Here is a 17,365-nt window from a genome sequence, read left to right as displayed (position 1 = left end):
CTTGAAATCCAGCAAATAAAATAACATCTTTAACATTCGTAGCTGATAACCCGATATAAACAATGCGTATTTTTGTAATCTTTTTACTCCTCGCCACATTTTTATTAAATACAATCTCAGCTCAAACAAATGTGGCTATTACCATTGATGATGTTCCCAACGTTAGGCAGTATCAAAAAGACAAACTCCACCCTCTTCTGTTGCATAAGCTTGATTCCTTGAACGTCCCCATTGCAATATTCATCAATTATAGCAAACTGGAGCAAAATAAGGAGATAGACAAAAACAAGCAGCTACTTTCAGCGTGGTTGCAAAGAGAGTATGTTACAGCTGCCAATCATACCTTTAGTCACTCACGCTATTCTGATGTGGGTTTTGAGTCGTTCAAAAAAGATATTGAGAAAGGAGAAGCCTTCAGAGAAGGGACTGAACTGAAAAAAGATCCGAAATACTTTCGATTTCCTTTTAACGATTTAGGAAAAGACTCTCTGCAACATAAAAAAATCAAAACGTACTTGAAGGAACAGGGCTTTACCATTGCTCCTCACACTGTGGAAAGCTCGGACTGGATGTTCAGCTATTTGTATGAACATTACTTAAAATCCGGTGAAATGGACAAAGCCAAAGAAGTAGCCGCTGCTTATGTGGTGAAAACGATCCAGTATTTTGACTTCTTTGACTCCCTGGCAGAAACTCAGTATAATAGAAAAATCAATCAAATTTATCTCTGCCACGATAACCAATTGAATGCTGATTACCTGCCCGGAATTATTCAATTACTAAAGGAAAAAAACTATTCATTCATCAGTCTGGAAGAAGCACTGAAAGACCCTATCTATCATCAAGAAGATAATTATTATCAAAAATGGGGCGTTTCCTGGCTCTACCGATGGATGAAAAACCCTAAAGAAAGAAGTGTAGCTATGAAGCAAGAGCCAGATATCATGGAATATTACAAGGTTTATGAAAAGTTAGTGAATGAATAACTTAAAAGGTCAAATTTTACCCACGCAATCAAGTGAAAGAATTAGTTCATTAGATTTTTTGAGAGGAGTAGCCATTCTGGGAATTCTACTCATCAACATCGAATCATTCTCTTATCCCAACCCCTGGAGTTCCTATAGCTATGGTTTTAGCTCATCACTTGATCATACAACAAGATTTTGGATTTATTTTCTGGCTCAAGGGAAATTCTTCAGCATGTTTACTCTCCTCTTTGGTGTGGGGTTTTGCATATTTTTAGAGAGACTTGAAAAGAAAAATTTAGGGCTGAAAGCAATGGACATTTATTCCAGAAGATTGCTCTGGCTCTTTATTATAGGTGTTCTTCATGCCTATTTTGTTTGGGATGGGGATGTACTTTACCATTATGCTATTTGCGGGTTTCTGCTGATACCATTTAGGTCATTCAAAGTGAAGTCTCTTATTTTAGTGCTTATAATTCCTGTCGGATTTTTGCTTTTTAATTCATTTCAGAGCACAGTTTCAACAAAAAGTCAATACAATGCTTACAAAAAATCTCTACTGGTTGAGAAGAACTTAAGGTCGGAAGAGGATACTAAAAACATTGAAAAGTGGGAAAACAGAACCAAAAAAGGAGTCGCAGATCAGTCTGAGATAGTAAATCATAGAAGCTCCTATTTATCCAGTATATCTGAAAATTCTAATCATACAAAAGTTCATAAGGGAGAGGTGCTCTATACTGGGATACTTTACCGAACCATTATTATGATGCTATTGGGAATTATTCTGTACAGAATGGGCATATTTCAAAATTATCACTCAGTTCGTTTTTACTGGCCAGCCACACTGGTCATTCTTGCTATAGCTTTAATAATAAACTATTTCCGCTACTATCACTGGACCTTTGAGTATTTCAACCCTGTCAGAAATATATGGGTTAGCTTTCTATTTACCTTCCCAAAAGAAATATTGGGGTTAGCTTATATCCTGCTTTTTAATGGTATTTATCAGAAATTTCTACAGCGTTTCAGCTTTAAGCCTCTTTCAAAATTGGGCAAAATGGCTTTAACTAATTACCTTTTGCAAAGTATTATTTGTGGCTTCATATTCTATGGATATGGCTTTAATCAGTTTAATGTTCATTCCAGAACAGAACTACTTATTTTTATTCCATTTATATGGATTTTCCTGATAGTATTTAGTTGGCTGTGGATGAAGCATTTCCAATATGGCCCTTTAGAGTATGTTTGGAGAAAACTTACCTACAGAAACTTTAATTGATTGCTTAGATTTTTGGGCCATCTCTAACACTATCTGCCTTAAATTATGAATATATTCCCTGTTATTGATTCTACACTTTCTGCCAGCCATATTGCTCAGTTTATTAAAGATAAATATGAAATTTCAGGAGATGTTGATGCCCGTTTATTCAGAACAGGTATCAATCACAGTTATATCATTACCTGCCAATCAGCAAAATATGTCTTCAGGGTGTACAGCTACAACTGACGAAGCAAATTAGAAATACAGGAAGAAATTCGTTTGTTAGAATTATTAAAAGAAAATAACATTTCTGTTTCCTACCCTATTCAAGATGCAAAAGCGCAATACCTCCAGGAACTTCATGCACCTGAGGGGAATAGATTTGCTCTACTTTTCTCTTATGCTGAAGGCGAAAAAGCAAGATTCTTTTCAGAGGAAACCAGCTTCAACATTGGGAAGTTGATGGCAAAAATTCATCAGGTAACAGAAAACTTGAAGGTAAACCGAATTACTTATAATGCTCATTCTTTAACTGCCATTCCTTATCAACATGCGCTCAGGTTTTTTAAAGAGACGAATGAGGAAATGCAGTTTATAAAACGGGCCGGAAAAGAAATAGAAAAAATCTTTAGCCTTATCAATACAGAAAAAATAAGAACCGGGGTGGTTCATCTTGACATTTGGTACGACAACATGCACATTAATAGCGAGTCAGAGATGACTATTTTTGATTTCGATTTCTGTGGAAATGGATGGTTACTAAACGATATAGCTTATTTCTTAATGCAAATGTTTCATGTAGAGCCCGATAAAAAAGATTTCGAAAGGAAGAAAGAGGCTTTTCTCAATGGCTATGAAAGCATATTAAAAATACCTGATGAGGAAAAAAGCCTTTTTGCTTACTCAGGCTTAAGCATCTGGATTTTCTACCTGGGAATCCAATCTCAACGTTTCGATAATTGGTCCAATGTTTTCCTCAGTGAGAATTACTTAAAGAGGTTTATGGGTATGGCTAAAGATTGGCTGAAGTACCATCAAATTGAGATTTAACTCAACCTCGAGTGAGATTACTTTCCAGTACCTACTTCTAAACTTCCTCAAATCCTATAGGGAAACTGTAGTTTGAGTAATAGAGAACTACTTCCACTCATCAAATTTTTCATAAAGAATATTGCCACAATCGGATAAAGGTTTTAAAAAAGTTATTTTTACATAACAGCCTTTATTATTCTATTTGAAAGTTTTTGCCTCCATATCGCTATTCATCATCCTTTTTGCCCCGGGCTTAATCACCTATTCCTGGCTTAGCCATCAGAAAAGGGCCGTGAAGCATGAAGTGAAGTGGAAAATGATAGCAGGCATGGATAAAAATGAACTTGTTTTGCTGAAATTTACCAGCGAAGAAGCAAAGGTTTTAAAATGGGAACATGCCAAAGAATTTGAGTACCAAAATGAAATGTATGATGTGGTGGAACAACAAACTATTGGAGACACTACTTACTATTGGTGCTGGTGGGATCATGAAGAAACAGCACTGAACAAGCAACTTTCTCTTTTAGTCGTAAAAGCTTTAAACAATATTCCTGAAAGACAAGAACAAGAAGAATGGCTCTCTAACTATTTTAAATCTCTCTATCTCCTCAATCCTTCAAGTTGGAACTTTAATAGCACAGGACTCACTGAGCACAAGAGCTCAGTTTATTTTCTTATTAATTACTTCACTTATATACCTCTTCCCACTCCTCCTCCGGAAAACAGGTAACTCTATCATTTACTAACTCACATCACTTGCATAATGCATTGTGAGAGCATATTTACGCCCAGCCGGGCTAGTTTATTTACTTAGAATTATCACATGAAAAAATTTTTATTGATGTGGTGGTTGTTGGCTATGCCTTTTATTGCCCTTTCGCAAACAATTACCATAAAAGATCAGGAAAGCAATCTGCCTATTGAGCAGGTGATGCTGATCAGTAAACATCCAGGAGCCTTTGCCACGACCAATTCAGTGGGAAAGGTTGATATTTCAGCTTTCAAAGGTGCTGAAATCATAGAAGTAAGACAATTGAGCTACAAACCTTTACTAATTAGTTATGATGCCATTGAGGCTAAAGGCTTTATTCTATATATGGAAAGATCAAATTTCAATTTAGATGAAGTAATCGTATCTGCTACTCGCTGGAGGCAAACTACTGGCAATATTCCCGCCAAAGTAGTTTCAATTTCGCCTAAGGAAGTGGCTTTACAGAATCCGCAAACTGCAGCTGATATGTTAAATATTTCAGGAAAAGTGTATGTACAAAAAAGCCAGCAAGGGGGAGGAAGCCCTATGATTAGAGGTTTTGCCACCAACAGGTTACTCTATACTATTGATGGTGTACGTATGAACACAGCTATTTTCAGAGGAGGAAACATTCAAAATGTAATCTCGCTGGATCCTTTTGCAGTTGAAAGCACTGAAGTGCTTTTTGGGCCTGGATCTGTAATTTATGGAAGTGATGCCATCGGAGGTGTAATGAGTTTCCGTACACTTACTCCACATTTTTCAGTAGATGAAAATCCGGCAATTAATGGACATGCGGCTGTCCGATACTCTTCAGCCAACAATGAAAAAACAGGTCATGTTGATGTTAACGTAGGTTGGAAAAAGTGGGCACTTACCACAAGTGTAAGCAGGTGGGACTATGATGATTTAAGGCAGGGAAAGTTTGGGCCGGAAGACTACCTGAAAACTTACAAAGTAGAGCGCATTGATGACACTGATCGCATGATTGAACTTGATGATCAACTATTACAGGTTCCATCAGCCTACTCGCAGACCAACTTTATGCAAAAGGTAAGGTTTAAGCCTTCTGAAAAATGGGATTTTGAATATGGCTTTCATTTTTCGGAAACTTCCCCTTATGGAAGGTACGACAGACATAACAGAATGCGGAATGGCATGCCGCGCTATGCTGAGTGGAACTATGGGCCTCAAAAATGGGTAATGAACAACCTGAGTATTACTCATTCTGACAATAATCCCGCATTTGATCAAATGACTATCCGCTTGGCCCAACAGTCTTTTGAGGAGAGCAGAATTAGCAGGAATTTTAATGCCGAAATGCGGGAAACAAGAACGGAAGAAGTAGAAGCTTATTCTATTAACGTAGATTTTCTGAAAGATTTCGGTAGAAAAAATACACTTTTTTATGGTGTAGAATACATCCTGAATGATGTTACTTCAACCGGGGTGGATGAAAACATAGTTAGCGGAAACCAATCTGCGGGCCCAACGCGGTATTCACAAGCCCACTGGAATTCCATTGGTATTTATGTGAACAATGAATGGAAGGTTTTTGAAAAAATAACAGTGCAGAGCGGGCTCCGGTATAACCAGTTTATTTTAAATGCGGACTTCAGAGACAACCTGGATTTTTATCCTCTTCCTTTTGCAGAAGCAGAGATCAATAATGGTGCTTTAACAGGAAGTATAGGTGCAGTTTACAGGCCAACTAACACCTGGGTAATCAGTACTAATTTTGGTACAGCTTTCCGCTCACCCAATGTGGATGATATCGGCAAAGTGTTTGATTCCGAACAAGGTGCTGTTACAGTACCCAACCCTGAACTAAAAGCTGAATATGCTTATAATGTTGATGCGGGAATTGCAAAAGTATTTGGAGATGTGGCAAAAGTGGACATAACGGGGTACTATACTCTGTTGAACAATGCATTGGTCAGAAGAAATTTTCAACTTAACGGAAGAGATAGCATTTTGTATGATGGTGTGCAAAGCCAGGTGCAGGCTATTCAAAATGCTGCTATGGCCAGAGTATATGGAATTCAGGCAGGGCTTGAATTGAAATTTCCCGGAGGATTTAACTTTAGCTCTGACATGAATTACCAGGTGGGCGAAGAAGAATTGGATGATGGATCTACAAGCCCTAGCAGGCATGCGGCTCCTCTATTTGGAACTTCCCGATTAGGTTACAAATACAAAAAGCTCCAACTGCTAGCATATGCCAACTACCAGGGAGAGCGCTCGTATGAGGATTTAGCTGTGGAAGAGCAGGGAAAGGATGAGATTTATGCCAAAGATGAAAACGGCAATAATTACTCACCATCATGGCATACCCTCAACTTTAAGGCAATGTATGCCATTGACCAAATGTTTTCTGTAAATGTTGGCATTGAGAATATTAGCGATCAGCGTTACAGACCTTACAGTTCCGGTATTTCTGCTCCAGGAAGAAATTTTATTGTTTCCTTAAGTGCAAAGTTTTAAAACAGAGGAAGTTCTCCCTAAAAAGAGTATTCTGAAGGAGAACTTTCATTTTCTTAACTATCAGAAATAGCTAAAATTTACACGATAGCTCAGCTTTTATTGGTAATTTTATCAATCAATTTATTACAACTGGTAAGATCAAATAATAACAGCATTTCCGCTAAGAGCGGGACAAGCTATGTCAAAAATGATGATCTGTTTAAATTGTCAATTATTCTTCAATCGCAATCAGGATATACCTCATGAATCACGAACAAACTGCTATTAAAACCACTTATTTTAGCATTGCAGGAAATACGTTGCTCGCTCTAATAAAAGGTTTGGCAGGTATATTCGGTAATTCCTACGCGCTGATAGCAGATGCCATTGAGTCTACCACCGATATTTTTGCTTCTATTTTAGTGCTTTTTGGTCTAAAATACGCCAAAAGACCGGCAGATGAGAATCATCCTTACGGCCATGGAAAAATTGAGCCAATTATCACTTTCGTAGTAGCTGCTTTTTTAGTGGTTTCTGCCACCATCATTGCTTATGAAAGCATTTTAAATATTCAAACTCCTCATAAAGTACCCGAACCCTGGACATTATTTGTTTTGGGAGGCATTATCCTGTGGAAGGAAATCTCGTACCGCGTAGTAATTAAGAGAAGCAAAGAGACCAACAGCTCATCCTTAAAGGCAGATGCCTGGCACCATAGAAGTGATGCTGTCACCTCAGTGACTGCTTTTGTAGGTATTTCTATTGCGTTATACTTTGGAAAAGGCTTTGAAACGGCTGATGACTGGGCTGCCTTATTAGCAGCTTTTTTCATATTGTACAATAGCTACCTGATTTTACGCCCTGCCCTTGGGGAAATGATGGATGAACACTTGTATGATGACTTGATTGAAGATGTGAGAGCCGTTTCAGCTAGAGTGGATGGCATTGTGGATACAGAAAAATGCTTCGTACGAAAATCCGGCATGAAATACCACATTGATTTGCATGCCATAGTAGATGGGCAAATTACAGTGAAAGAGGGCCACGATTTAGCACACAAATTACAGGATACGCTAAAAGATGAAATACCTGGTTTGGGCCATGTCCTCATCCATATTGAACCGGATCATTATGATCATGAGAAAGAGTAAAAGTATTCCACTCTCTTCTGATCTAAATTTCTCCTTAAATGCTACTTTCAGAGAGTAAAACTCATCCCGTCAACCGCCAATTGGAGGTCGACACCCTTCTCTTTCCCTGAAGAGAAAGGAAAAGTAAAAGCAATCAGTATCAAATTAGTAATCGTTCCACCATAATAAACTAAAAGAAGAATATCAATTTTTACGAGATTTCTCCCCTCTATTTTTTAAAGAGAGGGGAAGATTTGTCGAAGACAAATTAGGGGTGAGCTTTAAGAATTAAGCATACTAGCTATTTAAAACATATTGTTAAATAATAGCAAAAAGAAAGACATTAAAGTCAATAAAGCTCCAATGCTAAAACCCTTTTTAAACACTAAATAACCCTTCTCTCCATCAAATGACACCTACATGACACCACCGTGTCGTAAGAAAGACCACAGTTTTCAGGGAAATTTGTAATTTAACAAATCGGAAAATTATGGAAAATCAAAGCATTGCCAAAAACTTAGTATACCATCGCAAACTAAAAGGCTTCTCTCAGGAAAAGCTGTCTGAAACAACGGGCGTTACAGTTCGCACTATTCAAAGGATTGAGAAAGGAGATGTGAATCCTCATCTTGAAACTATAAAGCTGCTTGCAGATGGGTTACAAATTCAGACGGATGACCTGCTGGTTCTGGAAAACCCAAAAGAAGAAAGCCTGCAAATGAAGTGGCTCCTGATTATGCATGGTGTGCCTATTATTGGTTTAATGATTCCGTTCTTCAATATTTTGGTTTCCATCTTTTTATGGATTCATAAAAGAGAAGACAATGCCATTTACGACAGGCATGGAAGAGCCATTATCAACTTTCAAATAACGGTGACGCTTTTATATGCCTTATCTTTTGTGGCGCTTCTTACTGTGGAAGGATGGGGATTTCTGTTCTTCATCAGCGTAATTCCTTTTAGCCTGATAGTAATGCTTACTAATATAGCGTATGTGCTGAAAGCCCAGAAGTGCTTCTACCCTTTGGCAATTCCTGTATTCAGAAATAAAAGAGCAATTGTTACAGGCATAGGCATCCTTTTCTTCGCCTTTTCAATTACAAGCTGCCAAAACAGTACCGAATTAGGTATTTCAAGGTTAGACGGAAGCACTATTACCACCGATTCGCTCACCAGCAAAATCAACCAACTGATGACTGATGCCCATGTGCACGGACTGGCCATCACAATTTTTGACAACAATGAAATCAGCTATCAGAAAGCTTTTGGTTACGCAAATGCTGAAACCAAGGACAGTCTGAAGCTAAATGATGGATTTTATGGCGCTTCTTTCAGCAAGGCTGTTTTTGGTTACTTAGTGGCACAATTGGCTGAAGAAGGAATACTGGATTTAAACAAACCGCTTCAGGAATATTATGAGGTGTCCATTCCGGAAATACAATTTGAAAAGGAATGGAGAGGTTTTCATGAGCTGGAGGGCGATTTACGCTATGAGGAAATCACAGCAAGAATGTGTATGTCCCACAGCACAGGTTTTCCTAATTGGAGATGGGTAAGCCGGGCAGGAGAATTCACTCCTGAAGGTAAACTTTTCATTGAATTTGATCCCGGAACACAATATAGTTACTCAGGTGAAGGAATGTTTTTGCTGCAATATGCCATAGAACACATCACTGGCAAAGGGCTGGAGGAACTGGCCAGAGAAAGGATTTTTGATCCACTACATATGGACATGACCAGCTACCTCTGGCAAGAAAGGTTTAAGAATAAGTACTGCAATGGACACACCAAAAAAGGTGAAATCATCCCGAAAGATAGTGCAGATGAGGCTGGTGCGCCAGGTTCCATGGAAACCACCATGCCGGATTATGCTCGGTTTGTGCAGCATATTCTTACACTTTCAAAAAACAAATCGAAAGTAACTGAGCTAATGTTTGAACCCAATATAGAAATTCATACTAAAGAGCAGTTTGGAGCACTTTCTTTGGAACCCAGCAATGAATTTGATGAAGTAGGCTTAAATTACGGACTCGGCTGGGGTTTATTGCAGTCACCTTACGGTTTTGGCGCTTTTAAAGAAGGTCATGGGGATGGCTTTCAGCACTACTCCATTATTTTCCCTGAAACAGGAAAAGGAGTGGTAATTATGACCAATTCGGACAATGGCGAAAGCATTTTTAAAGAACTGTTGGAACTCACTATTAAAGATGTGTATACTCCCTGGAAATGGCAGAATTATATTCCTTATGATTATGCAGGAGGATGATAGCTATTAAGTAGAGGCGTTGAGGATTTCTTTAAGATACCAGCGCCTGTTTCTTTGTTGAAATTTATAATCAATTCTGATACCGTTATCAATCCCTCGCAGCTTGATTATTGCTTCTGACCCGTTCACATGCATGGTCTGAGAATAGGCATCAACATCTCTCGTTTCTATATTAGCAGTATCAAGGAGGTTTGTATGCTGCCATTCTTCTTTTGATATTGTTTGAATCTCTTCCCGATCTTCAATATCAAGTAGTATAATCTTCAAGGGAAAATCTACTCTTATCAATTGAAACTCTTCTTTGGCACAGAATTCTCTTAAAAAGGACTCAAAGTTAATATCTAAGTTGACAGCTGACATTGAATCAGTATTAGATAGCTTAGTTTGTTCTCCGATAATATCGTTCGATACTTCCGCAGTGTGAATATCAGTATTCTTAGAAGAGCAACTCATTAGGAAAAATGTGATAAGAAGGAAGTGAAATTGTTTCATGGTTTAGGTTAATTTTCATGATAAGAATGTGTAGACTGGGGCACATCAAAGCTCTAAACTGCAAAACCTCCACATATTTTCTTAAATGTAATCATTCTCAACTTTAGTACATTCTGCCCAATGGCTATAATTATTATTGTGGATAGTCATTATTCCAGAAAATCTGAAATTTTATCTTCAATGTAAGAGATTGAAATCCTAAAAACTTCCATTTCTTCTCTAGTTACCTTTTTAGCATGAGCATCAGATCTATATTTATTTATAATAGTCATTTTATTGTTGAAGTCATCTTTATCGGATCCGAAGATGTTTTTAAATATTTCGTAATATTTGATTATTATCTTTCTAATATCTTCAAAATATATTTCAGATTTATTAGAGTCAAATAAATCAGCATATTTGAGTCCTTGGTAACTAGTCTTTCTAGGATCTCCTAGAACGCTAAGAAATATTTGAGTAGCTTCACTTTTACCTTTTACAGCTAAAAGTTGAGTTCTGACAATTTTTCTAAGCTTTAATTCAATTCGGTTTCTTCTTTCTGATATTTCTTTTCTTCTGTCTTCACTTGAATCTAAGGCTTTCTCATATTTATGGCGATTTAAAAGATAGTCTTTGACAGCCTCAATTCTAAAGGAATAACTTCCATTAATTTTATCTAAAATTTTATACCCAATTAAGTGATTAGTAAATTCTGGAGATAATTCTGCTAACTCGTTGAAGGTATCGAGATCATCTAAGGCTATATATTTTAGCATATCAAATTCACTTTGATAATATTCTTTCAGCACATTTAGAATCATATCAATATAATGTGCATTCTCCAAATTGAACTTTTTTACCGCTTGATTATAAATAGTTCTATCAACTCTAATCGGTCTAGTTTCTGAGCATATTTTATTAATAATACTACATACATGCCTAATTAAAAACGGATGACCACCGAAGTCCTCTGTGAGTTTCGCAAAAATGGTTTCATCAAATTTTAGTCCCATTATTCTACCAAGCTTTCTCACCATTTCCCTAGTTTGGGGAACATCGAAGTTTGGAACATATTCAAAGTATATCTGGTTAAAAATTGGATTGTCCTTACCATTAATGGATGATTTTTCTAGGCACATTGGATTGGTACCGATTATCAAATAAGAAAATAGCTTATTATGTTTTTGGAAGGTAGATCGTATTGTCTGCCAGAAAAACACAAAATCTAATTCTTTTGTCCAATGTTCTGTTGGTGCAGTCCCAAAAGTGATATTTTCGATTTCATCGAAAACGACTAGGCAGGAAGAACTTTTACTAATTATTTTAAAGTGCTTTAATGCTTCTTCGAAATATATTGGAGCATCAGTTTCTGTATATTCAGCTTCTCTCCTTTTTTTATACTTTAAAGTATTCTGTTCATATAATTGATCAATAACATACCATAAAGCTTTATTCCAGTTTCTCTTATGTAAAGCAGGATTTTGACAATCTATAAAGCAGAATCGTTCGTTTATAGTATCTAAAATTCTTTTGATACCAAAAACTATTGATGTTTTCCCAGTTTTTCTTAATCCGAAAATTGCTGAATTTTCATTTGACCGATGTCTATTAACAAGTTTATGGACAAGATCATTTCTCCCAAAAAAGTATAAATCTTTTTTTAATGGTGATTCAAAGGCAAATAAATCTCTTGTGTAGAAGTGAGATTTAAACCTGTTTCTAATTAAATAGGAATCTGGATTGTCAAGTAATTCCTCGAAGTGGAACGGTACTATTAATTGTGATTCTTGATCATTTTTTACTAGGTCATTAATCCTTCCCACAATACTTTCATCCTTACTTATAATGACAGCACAAAGTTTTTCTAGTCTTAAGTTTTGATATCTTTTTTCGATGAAACTTATGGCATCTAAAGACCGCGTCTCAAATGTGGAATAATTACTAAAAATTACAATTATCTCTAATTCAATATTAAACAGTTCTTTATAATTATCTGGCGGTTTAATTAGAAAGTATTTATATTCACTTGTTGTTCCTAAATTAAAAATTCCTCCGCCATTGGTCACATACCATTCACCTGCAAATTTTGCTATGATTTTTTTCTCCTCTTCATCAAAGTGGTCAAATTTAGTCTGTGGATTATATCCTGGGTAAGTCTTCTCTTTTGTTCTTTCCATAATCTATATAATTATTATATACAATTTTGACACTATCTCATTTATACCCATAAAATAAACCCTCCCCTCATCAAATCCTATTCATTCATCGAAAAGCACAGAAAAATACCCAAGCTTGGGTATAACATTTAGCTGAAAAAGGCTGTGTTAAGCAGAAAACTTAATATGTCAACTTGTTAAAGCATTAAAAAGCGTTCCCGGGCTAGATGGAAGGTCTCCCGGTTCAATTTTACCTGTCCCGGGTCAGTTAGCTGGCTTCCAGGGTAAATTGGTACCGCTCCCGGGAGAAGAAGAACCCTTCCCGGATGAATTTAGTAGGCTCCTGACTCCCGGGGAGCCTTCAAATCCTGGCAGGAAGCGTCACAAGTGCTCCGGGAAGCACAAAGTTTTCCAGGAAGGCATCCTACCTACCCAAGGCCTGTGGCTCACAGGCCTTTTAGCCAATGTTCTGTGAGCCACAGAACATGGAAACCAAAGGGACATGTGTTCAATTTCATATAGAATTTGCCAATGTCTGTTCCTTTAAAAGGTAACGTGCTTTTGGAGAAAAGATGCGGTGCTTTTCTACCACTATGTTTCTAGTCCTGGTTTGCAACGAAGACTCCTTAATCATAGCATTTGCAATGCATTAATACCTCCTCAGTTTCTATGCATTACCAAGGCCTGTGACTCACGGGCCTATCGGAAATGTTCTGTGAGCCACAGAACAGGGAAAAAAGAGAGGTTTAAATTCAACAGGACCATTTAAAAGTATCTTTAATTAAGCACTAATTTGATCTATCATTAGCGTTAATTATAATTACTCCCACCATTCCTTATTTTCTTCATCTCGAGCTTTTTCTATTTCTTCTCTGGTTGCATTCATGCCATAACCTTTTGAAGTTTCAAAAGACCTCCAGCCATTAGCGTAATATTTTTCATTTACACTAAATTCTCCAGCACCATTATCAAGATCACCGGAATCGGGAATTCTATAGTCACCCCAGTTACAAGTATAGTTTTTCCCTGAAGAATAGCTAGACCAAACACCTTGAAATTGATTGTTTAGGAAACCATCTGCACTTAAATATATGGAGCTATAATAAATATTATCATTAATTATCATGAACTCAGTTTCGAATTTCCCATAAAATTTCCCAGTTCCTGCTTTAGAATTATCTTCAAATAAAATATAAGTACCTTTCAAAATCCCTTGCTCAATAGAGTCAATTTCTTTGAAATCATAAATAGAGGCTTTACTAATTTTTAATGAACCCATTATCTCGCTTATATTATCTTTTAACTTATTCTTGCCGTAGACTAGATATTCATTTGGGTTTTGCTGATTCTTTATTACGGAAATAAAATGAACATAAAATCTTTGGTATTTATCTCCAAAAAAACCAATAGGTTCCATCTTTTTTACCTTCAAGCCTGAATACAGATCGATTATAGAGTCTGTTTGCCAGAGGTTTGCGAAGTTGTACATACTAACATTTAAATCTCTGGTTTGGGAAAAAGAGTTAAAACTAATAATTGATAAGCTTATAGCTAAAAGTATATGTTTCATATAAAAAATATTTGTGGTAACAATCTCAATATTAATTATTTGATTTTATAATCCTTCTCTCAACGATACTTTTTTCCTCACTCAAAAGCAAATGTCTGACATCTCTAGTCTTCGTTTGCAACGAAGACTCCTTAATCATAGCATTTGCAATGTAATAATACCCTCCTCAGCTTCTATGCATTACTCAAGAAGCTAAAACGAGATGATTTAGAAAATTCTCGTTGCGCCATCGGCATTCCTTCGGGACTAACGAGCATTAGTAAAAACATGTGAAATACACACCATCACTGCTCCCAAGGCCTGTGGCTCACAGGCCTTTTAGCCAATGTTCTGTGAGTCACAGAACATGGAAACCAAAGGGACATTTGTTCAATTTCATATAGAATTTGCCAATGCCTGTACCTTAAAAGGTAACGTGCTTTTGGAGAAAAGATGCAGTGCTTTTCTACCACTATGTTTCTAGTCCTCCTTTGCAACTAGGATTCCTTAACTTCAGCATTTGCAATGCAATAATGCCTGCATAACAGTAAGTCACAAAATAGTGCCCAACGTCAAGGCTAGCCATCATGCCGAGCCTGGTAGCGATTGCCTTTCAATTTACGATATTCTTTCGTTGGAGTGATAAATAATCGCACTTGGTTTTTTGCCCGTTTGGGGCCAGTCTGATGTTGGTACCCGTCTTCACCCCATTTAAAGCACCTCATGTTCCAAAAGTATTTCCCCATACTGATTGTTCGTCTTTCATTGCTGGTTTCCTCTTCATCAGTTGAATCGTTTCTCTAATTTTTGATTTATAATGGCTTCCTCTGCATAAAGGGTCGGGGCCTACTAAATCAACTCACGATTTTCGGATTTTTCCAATGCTACAATTCCTGTTCGACAACAATAATTGTACCTATATCTCACATTTCTTTAATAAAAAAGCGAAAACCATTTCGACTGAATAAAATAAATATGAAAATAATATTTGGGGAAAATATTATTTATATATTTGCATACCAAACGGTCGGTTTATAATTGAAATAATGACAGAAACAAAAGAGCATATAATTAAAGTGGCAACAGTTCTCTTCTTAGGAAGAGGTTTTAAGGAAGTGACCATGAAACAACTTGTAGAAAGTGCAGGAATTTCTAAAGGAGCATTTTACCACTATTTCACAAGCAAAGAGCAGGTGTTTGAAGAAGTGGTTATGAGTTTTTTCAATTCAATGAAGATTGATGATTATGATGATCTTTCTACAACTTCCTTAAAGGAATTCTATACCAATTGGGTCAGGAATATTAGTGAAGGAAATAATAAAAAAGGACCCGGTGACAAGGACAATACCGACTTTAACCAAAATCATTACTATCTAATATTTGATGCCTTACGATTGATTCCCAATTTTCAGAAAGTCATTGATGAAGAAATAAATAAAGAAACTGAAGCCTGGGTAAAAATTATAGATATATCAAAAAGTAATAATGAAATAACCTCAACCCTTAAAAGTACTGACATTGCCAAGCTGTTCATGTACTTGTCTGATGGGCTAACCACAAACCTGATGTTCTTAAATAAGATTTCTACTATAAGAATAGAATCCTTAAAAGTATGGGATAATATCTACAGTCTTCTTCGGAAGAATTAATTCCTAATGCGAATCAAGAGCTAATAAACATTGCAAAGGAAGTTGCTGCTAGTGGATAAACATCAGTTTCTAACAAAAAGAGTATTAAATAAAAAGATAAAAATGTCAAAGAAAACAGTATTAATTTCAGGAGCAAGTATTGCGGGTTTAACAATGGCGTATTGGATGAATCGCAATAACTATGACGTAACAGTAGTTGAGCTGAGTGCTGCACCACGAATGGGGGGAACTCCTATTGACGTACGTGGAGATGCATTGGACACAGCGCAACGTATGGGTATAATTGAGGCGTTAAAAGCAGCCAGATTACCAACAATGGGTATGGAATTCTTAAACCCCAATGGAGAAATAGAAGCGACTATGATGGGTGACGAAATATCCATAAGGCCCGGAGAAGACATTGAAATAAGGAGAGATGATTTGGTAAAAATAATTTATGCCCTTATACCCGAAAATGTCGAATTTAAGTTTAGCAATCAGATTGTTTCAGTATCTCAAAACGAAGAATGCGTTTCGGTTACATTTAAAGATGGAACAAAGTGCAACTACGATTTTCTAATTGGTGCTGACGGATTACATTCTGGTGTTCGAAGATTAGTTTTTGGACCCGAAGAACAGTTTACCAATTTCATGAATTTTTATTTTACGATTATGCAGGTTGACGAAAAATTCGGGAAATTGAACACTGGACAGGTGTATAATGTACCCAATAAAATGGGAACTGTTTATTTTTATAATAGAGGATTCGCTGATGCACTTCTAGCGTTCAAATCTTCTGAAAAAATAAATTATGATTTTAGAGATACTGAGGCGCAAAAAAAGATTGTGTTAGATGCTTTCAAAGATGAGGAGTGGAAGATTCCCGCAATTTTAGAACGAATTAAAGATGCCGATAATTTCTATTTTGACCAGGGCTGCCAAATAAAAATGCCAAAATGGACGAATGGTAGAGTGGCACTAATTGGCGATGCTGGTTATGCACCCGCATTTCCGACTGGCATGGGTATTACGCTTGCTATGCAGGGTGCAACGACATTGGCAGATGCTATGGCAGACAATTCAGATTACAAAACTGCCTTTGAAAAATACAATGAAAATTTTAGACCAACAGTTGATTCTTTACAAGCGACTGTCTATCGAGGAATTTCATTTTTGATACCTGAGTCACAAGAGGCAATAGATGCAAGAAATAAAGCTTTGAAGTAAAATAGCCAACATTGTATTCACTAAAAACTAATTGAAAAGGCAAAAGAAAAATTATGTACCTGCGATTTATCAATAAGAGAAATTATGACTCCCTCTACATAAAGGAAAGAACACTATAATCCTGCCGGGAGGAAGCACAAGTACCCCGGGAAGCACAAAGTTTTCCCGGGAGGCTATCCCCTCCTACCCAAGGCCTATGGCTCACAGGCCATTCGAGAATGTTCTGTGAGCACAGAACATGAAATGATAAATTTCTCTTCAATGTCTGACATTTTAAAGCGGCTATCAGCTGAAAAAGATGCTTTGGTTTTGGAAAAAGGTAAAGACTTCTGGAGAAAAGATGTGGTGCTTTTCTACCACTATGTTTCTAGTCCTGGTTTGCAAACAGGACTCCTTAATTTCAGCATTTGCAATGCAATAATACCCTCCTCAGTTTCTATGCATTACTTAAGAAGTTAAAACGAGA

Annotated in this window: 14 protein-coding genes; 11 read left to right on the top strand and 3 right to left on the bottom strand. The window is 36.8% G+C overall.

What is annotated here, in order from left to right:
* The first annotated feature begins 62 nt into the window (after nt 1–62).
* From IEV85_RS11720 to IEV85_RS11690, 8 genes are all read left to right on the top strand, one after another.
* Nucleotides 63–986 (top strand): polysaccharide deacetylase family protein, encoded by a 924-nt coding sequence (locus IEV85_RS11720; protein WP_188463506.1) that lies wholly within the window; start codon nt 63–65, stop codon nt 984–986.
* Entirely contained in the window at nt 979–2,244 is a 1,266-nt protein-coding gene (locus IEV85_RS11715; RefSeq protein ID WP_188463504.1) for a DUF418 domain-containing protein, read from the top strand. The genes IEV85_RS11720 and IEV85_RS11715 overlap by 8 nt, the downstream gene beginning before the upstream one ends.
* Nucleotides 2,245–2,289: 45 nt before the next feature.
* Nucleotides 2,290–2,472 carry a hypothetical protein gene (locus tag IEV85_RS24885; RefSeq protein ID WP_229712576.1) on the top strand — a complete coding sequence of 61 codons (183 nt, stop codon included), beginning with the start codon at nt 2,290–2,292 and terminating at the stop codon, nt 2,470–2,472.
* 15 nt (nt 2,473–2,487) lie between these two features.
* On the top strand, nt 2,488–3,276 hold the full coding sequence (locus IEV85_RS11710; RefSeq protein WP_262892148.1) for a phosphotransferase: 789 nt from the start codon (nt 2,488–2,490) through the stop codon (nt 3,274–3,276).
* A gap of 184 nt (nt 3,277–3,460) precedes the next feature.
* A complete protein-coding gene (locus IEV85_RS11705; protein ID WP_188463502.1) occupies nt 3,461–3,988 on the top strand; it encodes a hypothetical protein in 528 nt (175 codons plus the stop codon).
* A gap of 93 nt (nt 3,989–4,081) precedes the next feature.
* Nucleotides 4,082–6,493 (top strand): TonB-dependent receptor domain-containing protein, encoded by a 2,412-nt coding sequence (locus IEV85_RS11700; protein WP_188463500.1) that lies wholly within the window; start codon nt 4,082–4,084, stop codon nt 6,491–6,493.
* A 242-nt stretch (nt 6,494–6,735) separates the two neighbouring features.
* Nucleotides 6,736–7,623 (top strand): cation diffusion facilitator family transporter, encoded by an 888-nt coding sequence (locus IEV85_RS11695; RefSeq protein ID WP_188463498.1) that lies wholly within the window; start codon nt 6,736–6,738, stop codon nt 7,621–7,623.
* Between the two features lie 469 nt (nt 7,624–8,092).
* The gene (locus tag IEV85_RS11690; protein ID WP_188463496.1) at nt 8,093–9,868 is read left to right on the top strand and encodes a serine hydrolase; all 1,776 of its coding nucleotides are present in this window, start codon (nt 8,093–8,095) and stop codon (nt 9,866–9,868) included.
* 6 nt (nt 9,869–9,874) lie between these two features.
* Here the strand turns inward: IEV85_RS11690 and IEV85_RS11685 are convergent, their stop codons facing one another.
* The 3 genes from IEV85_RS11685 to IEV85_RS11675 form a co-directional block, all read right to left on the bottom strand.
* Nucleotides 9,875–10,360, bottom strand: coding sequence for a DUF4348 domain-containing protein (locus IEV85_RS11685; RefSeq protein WP_188463494.1), 486 nt, complete (start codon nt 10,358–10,360; stop codon nt 9,875–9,877).
* Nucleotides 10,361–10,509: 149 nt separating this feature from the next.
* A complete protein-coding gene (locus IEV85_RS11680) occupies nt 10,510–12,516 on the bottom strand; it encodes an ATP-binding protein (protein WP_188463492.1) in 2,007 nt (668 codons plus the stop codon).
* A 799-nt stretch (nt 12,517–13,315) separates the two neighbouring features.
* On the bottom strand, nt 13,316–14,065 hold the full coding sequence (locus IEV85_RS11675; RefSeq protein WP_188463490.1) for a hypothetical protein: 750 nt from the start codon (nt 14,063–14,065) through the stop codon (nt 13,316–13,318).
* A 1,025-nt stretch (nt 14,066–15,090) separates the two neighbouring features.
* Between IEV85_RS11675 and IEV85_RS11670 the strand changes: the two genes are divergently transcribed.
* The 3 genes from IEV85_RS11670 (at nt 15,091) to IEV85_RS11660 (ending at nt 17,358) form a co-directional block, all read left to right on the top strand.
* Nucleotides 15,091–15,693, top strand: a complete 603-nt coding sequence (locus IEV85_RS11670; RefSeq protein ID WP_188463489.1) for a TetR/AcrR family transcriptional regulator — start codon at nt 15,091–15,093, stop codon at nt 15,691–15,693.
* Nucleotides 15,694–15,795: 102 nt separating this feature from the next.
* Complete coding sequence (locus IEV85_RS11665; protein ID WP_188463486.1) at nt 15,796–16,899, top strand: FAD-dependent monooxygenase; 1,104 nt, start codon at nt 15,796–15,798, stop codon at nt 16,897–16,899.
* Nucleotides 16,900–17,160: 261 nt separating this feature from the next.
* A complete protein-coding gene (locus IEV85_RS11660) occupies nt 17,161–17,358 on the top strand; it encodes a hypothetical protein (RefSeq protein WP_188463484.1) in 198 nt (65 codons plus the stop codon).
* The last annotated feature ends 7 nt before the right edge of the window (nt 17,359–17,365 follow it).

Origin of the sequence: Marivirga lumbricoides, from assembly GCF_014636295.1 — a bacterium.
Classification (GTDB): domain Bacteria; phylum Bacteroidota; class Bacteroidia; order Cytophagales; family Cyclobacteriaceae; genus Marivirga; species Marivirga lumbricoides.
The sequence above is the reverse complement of the archived record's forward strand: the minus strand, read 5'-3'. Positions and strand labels throughout refer to the sequence as shown.

What these genes read in the sequence shown, in the direction of transcription:
- IEV85_RS11720 (WP_188463506.1), top strand. Translation starts at nt 63, where the DNA reads ATGCGTATTTTTGTAATCTTTTTACTCCTCGCCACATTTTTATTAAAT.
- IEV85_RS11715 (WP_188463504.1), top strand. Translation starts at nt 979, where the DNA reads ATGAATAACTTAAAAGGTCAAATTTTACCCACGCAATCAAGTGAAAGA.
- IEV85_RS24885 (WP_229712576.1), top strand. Translation starts at nt 2,290, where the DNA reads ATGAATATATTCCCTGTTATTGATTCTACACTTTCTGCCAGCCATATT.
- IEV85_RS11700 (WP_188463500.1), top strand. Translation starts at nt 4,082, where the DNA reads ATGAAAAAATTTTTATTGATGTGGTGGTTGTTGGCTATGCCTTTTATT.
- IEV85_RS11695 (WP_188463498.1), top strand. Translation starts at nt 6,736, where the DNA reads ATGAATCACGAACAAACTGCTATTAAAACCACTTATTTTAGCATTGCA.
- IEV85_RS11690 (WP_188463496.1), top strand. Translation starts at nt 8,093, where the DNA reads ATGGAAAATCAAAGCATTGCCAAAAACTTAGTATACCATCGCAAACTA.
- IEV85_RS11685 (WP_188463494.1), bottom strand. Translation starts at nt 10,360, where the DNA reads ATGAAACAATTTCACTTCCTTCTTATCACATTTTTCCTAATGAGTTGC.
- IEV85_RS11680 (WP_188463492.1), bottom strand. Translation starts at nt 12,516, where the DNA reads ATGGAAAGAACAAAAGAGAAGACTTACCCAGGATATAATCCACAGACT.
- IEV85_RS11675 (WP_188463490.1), bottom strand. Translation starts at nt 14,065, where the DNA reads ATGAAACATATACTTTTAGCTATAAGCTTATCAATTATTAGTTTTAAC.
- IEV85_RS11670 (WP_188463489.1), top strand. Translation starts at nt 15,091, where the DNA reads ATGACAGAAACAAAAGAGCATATAATTAAAGTGGCAACAGTTCTCTTC.
- IEV85_RS11665 (WP_188463486.1), top strand. Translation starts at nt 15,796, where the DNA reads ATGTCAAAGAAAACAGTATTAATTTCAGGAGCAAGTATTGCGGGTTTA.
- IEV85_RS11660 (WP_188463484.1), top strand. Translation starts at nt 17,161, where the DNA reads ATGTCTGACATTTTAAAGCGGCTATCAGCTGAAAAAGATGCTTTGGTT.